The sequence below is a fragment of the Psychrosphaera sp. genome (assembly GCF_982872775.1).
In genome coordinates this window covers 1-5,577 of record NZ_CEYNSH010000076.1, presented here as the reverse complement: position 1 = coordinate 5,577, position 5,577 = coordinate 1, and the positions used below count along the sequence as shown (strand labels likewise).

Annotated in this window: 6 protein-coding genes; 1 reads left to right on the top strand and 5 read right to left on the bottom strand. The window is 39.9% G+C overall.

Annotated features, from left to right (window positions below):
* The coding region (locus tag AC4E96_RS13780; RefSeq protein WP_490256236.1) for a hypothetical protein at positions 1-362 on the top strand (362 nt) is incomplete at its 5' end.
* A gap of 156 nt (positions 363-518) precedes the next feature.
* On the opposite strand, the gene AC4E96_RS13775 is transcribed toward AC4E96_RS13780, so the two are convergent.
* The 5 genes from AC4E96_RS13775 to AC4E96_RS13755 all read right to left on the bottom strand — a co-directional run.
* Positions 519-2,231 (bottom strand): two-component system response regulator, encoded by a 1,713-nt coding sequence (locus tag AC4E96_RS13775; RefSeq protein WP_490256235.1) that lies wholly within the window; start codon positions 2,229-2,231, stop codon positions 519-521.
* Positions 2,232-2,246: 15 nt separating this feature from the next.
* The gene (locus AC4E96_RS13770; protein ID WP_490256234.1) at positions 2,247-2,696 is read right to left on the bottom strand and encodes a response regulator; all 450 of its coding nucleotides are present in this window, start codon (positions 2,694-2,696) and stop codon (positions 2,247-2,249) included.
* Positions 2,697-2,730: 34 nt separating this feature from the next.
* Positions 2,731-3,903, bottom strand: a complete 1,173-nt coding sequence (locus tag AC4E96_RS13765; protein ID WP_490256233.1) for a sensor histidine kinase — start codon at positions 3,901-3,903, stop codon at positions 2,731-2,733.
* Between the two features lie 253 nt (positions 3,904-4,156).
* Positions 4,157-4,351, bottom strand: a complete 195-nt coding sequence (locus AC4E96_RS13760; protein WP_488033287.1) for a hypothetical protein — start codon at positions 4,349-4,351, stop codon at positions 4,157-4,159.
* 359 nt (positions 4,352-4,710) lie between these two features.
* The coding region (locus AC4E96_RS13755; RefSeq protein ID WP_490256232.1) for an MFS transporter at positions 4,711-5,577 on the bottom strand (867 nt) is incomplete at its 5' end.

Here is a 5,577-nt window from a genome sequence, read left to right as displayed (position 1 = left end):
AACTTCTTTTAACCACTCCAAATGTTTATTCATTGCCTTCAATCGCAAGGTTTTTAACAGGGCGAAGCATTGCTGACCCTGTAATTGAATTCGCCAAACTCAGAGGCTTAGGACATATGGGGCATGTACGTGAGTATTCCTCAAAGGAAGTTGGTCGCTGTCTAGAAGCGAGTGGTTTTGTCGTAAACTCTACAACTTACAGATATCATAAAAATAATAGAAGTAAGAAAAAAGCACTGTTATCACTAGCCTATCGCGCAGTACCGTCTAAATTTCACCGTGAAATAGTGATTTTGGCAGAGAAAATCTATAGCGCTAGTAAGTTTGACTCCGTGATCACTTCTCCTAGAGCCAGATATTAGATAATTAAAGTAAAGGACTAGGTTTTAGGTGTTCAATCACTAGGTGGGATGCAATAACAACTTGGAACGTTTTAGCTAAGGATAACTCGTGAGGCTTTTGCATACTTTTCAAATAGAAAAGCAAATGCAGAAGCCTTTTTTAAACCAATAGTTGATCTATCCAGACTTTTGGCAAAACGAAATGAAGTCATTTGCTGGCAGTGGCTTGGAAAAGAAATATCCCTGTACAATCTCAGCATTAAAGGCCTCACATTTTTCTAATTGTTCTGCCTCTTCAACACCCTCAATAACGATATTTAAGTTCATTGACTGGCCAAGGTTGATTAGCCCTTTTAATAATTGGCAATCGACTTCACTTTGCGCAACATCAATAATGAAAGAACGATCTACTTTGAGCGTGTGTACTTTTAGATGCTTCAAATAACTTAATGAAGAATAACCGGTGCCAAAGTCGTCTATCGCAAGCACAATGCCCAACTGGTTCAATTCCTCTAATACTCTAATAGCCATTTCGAAGTCATTAACGAGTTCACTTTCGACTATCTCCAGTTCAATCTGCCCTGGGTCGATATCAAATTTCTGAATTAACGTTTTTACTTTGCCAGTAAACGCAGGATCTTTTAGGTGACTTGCCGAGATATTAATTGCCACTCTAAAATCATTTTCTACTTTGTGTTTATTTGTCCATTCTGATTTTTGTTTTAGCGCCTTTTCAAGAACAACTTGATCTATTTTAGCGATCAAACCAGTTGCCTCTGCCACATCCATAAAAGCACCAGGGCCCAGCAGTCCTTTTTCTGGATGATTCCAACGCACCAAGGCTTCAGCTCCGACTAAACTTTTTGACTTTGTTCCTATTTGAGGTTGATAAAAAACAATAAACTCATCATTTTCCAATGCATTTCGAAGTTCCGTTTCGATACAAATACGTCGTTCTGCCGCTTTTTGAAGTTCATCACTAAAATAGTGAAAGGTGTTCTTACCACTGGCTTTAGCCTGATACATCGCTAAATCTGCTTTTTTTAGAGCATCATTTAAACTATCAAAATCGCTGTTAAACTCTGCAATGCCAATACTGCATTCAATTTTAAGACTCAAACTATCAACTTCGAATGGTTCCTTTAGTGCTTCAAAGATTCGATGCGCCACAATGTGGGAGTATCCTTGCTCTTTGCAGTACAGGGCAAGTGCAAACTCATCTCCCCCCAAACGGCACAACAAATCGTGTTCGCGGCAAACTTTTTGAAGACGCTCTGAAACTAAAGTAAGGATTCGGTCACCATAGTTGTGGCCATACGTATCGTTTATCCACTTAAAATTATCCAAGTCCAATAACATGAGACTAAACGACACCTCAAGGCGCTCTCGCAGTGAGTGAGTTTCGGCGATATGTTGCTCAAACGCATAGCGATTCAATAAACCAGTGAGCTGATCATGTTCTGCTAGCTCTTGCATTTTCTTGCGACTGTCATCCAGTTGCTTTTCGTTTTCGTGACGCAGTCTCGAATGCGTTATCGCTTTTTGTAAATGACTCGGGGTAATGTCTTTTTTCAGTAAAAAGTCTTGAGCACCGTTTTCTAAACAACGTGCGGCAAGTTCTTCATCTTCCTGCCCGGTTAAAAAGATAATTGCAGTTGCACCAAAAATCCCATTTGATGTGCGTTTGAGTACATCAAAACCGCTCATGTCAGGTAACTGATAATCTAACAGTACGAGGTCAAACTCTGGATTGTCATTCGACTCCAGAGCACGTAGGGCATCTATTCCTGTTTCGACCTCAGTAATTTCGACGTCGAGTTTTGATTTCTTTAGTAGACGTTTTATCGACATTCTGTCGACTTGATCGTCATCAACAAGTAATATTTTCAAAGTATCACCACACTGTTACTTTTTCGGTAGCTCAATAGCTCGCCAGTAAGAGCGAAGTAATTGAATGAGCTGCTCAAAAGACGTATCAAGCTCAGTTTTTACGATATAGCCCGCAATGCTTTTTTTATATGCTGCAACAATATCCTCCTCTGATTTTGATGTCGTCAAAACAAATACAACGGTATCCTTAAGCTCTTCGTCATCTCTAATTGCCTTCAAAAACTCTAGACCATTCATTTTGGGCATTTGAATATCGAGAAGTACAATTCTGGGTTTTGATAGTTCTCCCGAACGCAACTTCTCTAAAGCCTCTAATCCATTCCTTGCTCTAGTGACCGGGTTCGTAATTTTCTGTTTTTTAAACGCCCGCTTAATGCCTTGAGCATCAATGTCATCGTCTTCAACGAGCAAAATATTTATCTCATCGTATTTTTCTTTAGGCTGTGTTGTATCGACTTGATCCATTTTAAACCTCGTGTATTTCTTTATAGATTGTGCCTTAAATTGCATCTAGCTCTTTTAACGACTCAATTGCTCTTTGTTTAGGCCAAGTAAATTTGACCGTAAGGCCTTTACCTTCTGAGCATTCAAACGACAGCTCGCCGCCAACACGTTGTACAATTTTATTGATGATTGCCAAGCCCATCCCACTGCCTTCGACCTCGTCTTTTGGCTTAAGTGTGCTAAAAATCTTAACGATTTTATCGAAGTCTTCGGGGCTGACACCTGGTCCGTCATCAGTAATTTTAAATAGATAAAAGTCTGACTGCTCTTCTACATCAACCCAGACATTTCCAGCGTTCTTATCACTGTGTTTGAGGGCATTGTCTAAAATGTTACGCAGGACAAGAGAGAAGGGTTGCTCAAGTGTGTTGAAGGTAGGTAAACCTTGAGCTAGGTGCAATTGAGCTTTGGTCTTAGTGTTTAACAGCTCAAAAAGCTCGGTACTGTGTTCTTTGACATCGACCTCTTTTAAATCTCCAGTGGCATGGCCAGCTTTTGAGTATTCGAGTAAGTCATCAAGAAGTCGTTCCATTCGGGTAATTCTGGATTTCAATAAGGTAAAGTGCTCTTGAGAGTCTTCTGGTAGGCTCATTCCTTCGTCTTCCAAGTCTTCCTCAATCCAACTAGCCAGTTGTTTTATACCGCGAAGAGGAGATTTAAGATCGTGTGATGAAGCATAAGCAAACGCTTTAAGCTCGTCGTTAACCGATGCTAACTTTTTCGACTCCTGTTCAAGCTTTTTGGCTTTCTCAGTCAATAACGCTTCTGCAGCCTCACGTTTTTCCACTTCAATTTTTAGCTTCTCAACCGTGGGAATTTCTTTCAGTGTCGGGACCAACTTCCACAGCATATAAGCTGTTGCTACAGAGACTAATGCTGTTATTGATTTAACGGTTCCGCTGAACCAATAAGCACCATTCCAAACGGTATAAACCGCAATCAAATGCGTAAAACCACACAACAAAACAAATGCACCAAACAAGGCAGTGATTTTAGAAAATATGAGATCGGAACGTATCTTTAAAATATAAACAAGGGTGACGGGAATACTAATGTACGCCAAAAAAATTAATGCATCTGAGATGACATGAAGCCAAACCAACCCTGGCTCCCACATATAACACATGCCATGAGGCATAAAATCAGATCTGAACAGTTTTTCCCACATCTTGGTGTATCCAATACTATTAACGTCTTATAAGATATAGCAAAAGATGGCCAATTTAGTAGGAGGGCGTACTAATAGAAAACAATACAAAAAAAAATACTTTAAATTGTTCCGATAGTTAATCCATAGCGTAGTAAGGGCTTTGGTTGCACATAAATGTTTTTTCGGTTTGTACTCGTTAATTTACATAGGGAAATGGATGACATATGGCCCTACTTTCCCTGACCGAAATCAGTAAATATCCTATGCCCAGTCACTTGTTTTTATTTAAGTTATAGGACCTAGTGTAGCTATAATTCGCTCTGTTACTTTCTTCAATACCTAACAAATCCTTGTCTATCTCTTCGTCCATGTCTTTAACATCCATTTCAAACTGACTAATACCTAAATGTGTTAGCTGACTTAGTTCATCAACAGTGTTGTGAATGAGTTCGATAATATTTCGCATGGTGGACCATCTCCCATTATCTTTGACACACGATAGTAAAACGCAATCGGCCTTATCGATTTATAAATCGATGTTTAAGTAGTTAAGAAAGAAACATACCAGTTGTTGTTTTAGATCGAGCCTAACTGATACTTAGAAGTAGCTTGAATTATAGCCTCTTGATTTCAATTAAAATGTGTTGTTTTGATGAATGTTTTATTTCATGACAATGAAAAATGATCAGGCAACTCTTCACTAAAAAGTTAGAAAATTGAAATTAAAAGCGCACCCTTTTAGTTAGAGTGCACTTTTTTAAGGCAGTGCGAGAGAAGGCTAAGTAAATATCATTAATTATATTTCTTCTCGGTATGCTGGTTTGTTTACATTGCTGTTGAAGTCATACTTTTCTTATCGAGTCTTCCAGACCAAACAGTGAGGATAAGTGCTCCAACTACAATTAATGAGCCAATCCAAGGAGTGTCCATCAGTGTTAGTTCGTCAACGACGAGACCACCAGTGATTGATCCTATCGCGATGCCGATATTAAAGGCGGCTATGTTTAACCCGGACGCTACGTCTACAGCGTTCGGAGTGAATTTTTCAGCAAGTTGAACAACATAGACTTGCAGTCCCGGAACATTGCCAAATGCGAATGCTCCCCAAATCAATACTGTGATCACCGCGGTATAAGGATTAGTTGCAGAAAAAGTGAAGACCGCTAGCACAACAATTAACATTGAAAAGATAATGGTTAGGGCGCCAATCGGGCCTCTCTTATCGGCGAGTTTTCCACCCCAAATGTTCCCTACAGCGACCGAAACGCCATATACGAGCATAATTAAGCCAATCGAGCTTGCCGCAAAGCCAGTGACATCTTGTAAAATAGGCGCAAGATATGTGAACGCAACAAACGTCCCTCCATAGCCGACTGCAGTCATCGCGTAAACCAAAAGTAAGCGCGGCTGTGTTAGTACTTGCAATTGCTCTTTTAACGTCGCAGGTACTGACTGTTTTAGGTTATTTGGGATCAATAAAGCACTTCCTATTAAAGCGACAAGCCCTAATAGTGACACCACTAGAAATGTAGCTCGCCAACCAAACTCTTGACCAATCCAGGTCCCTAAAGGTACTCCAGTCACCAAAGCTACTGTCAAGCCAGTAAACATAGTTGCAATAGCACTTGCTTCTTTGTCTTTACTCACTAGTCCGGTCGCGATAGTTGACCCTATTGAGAAAAATACTCCATG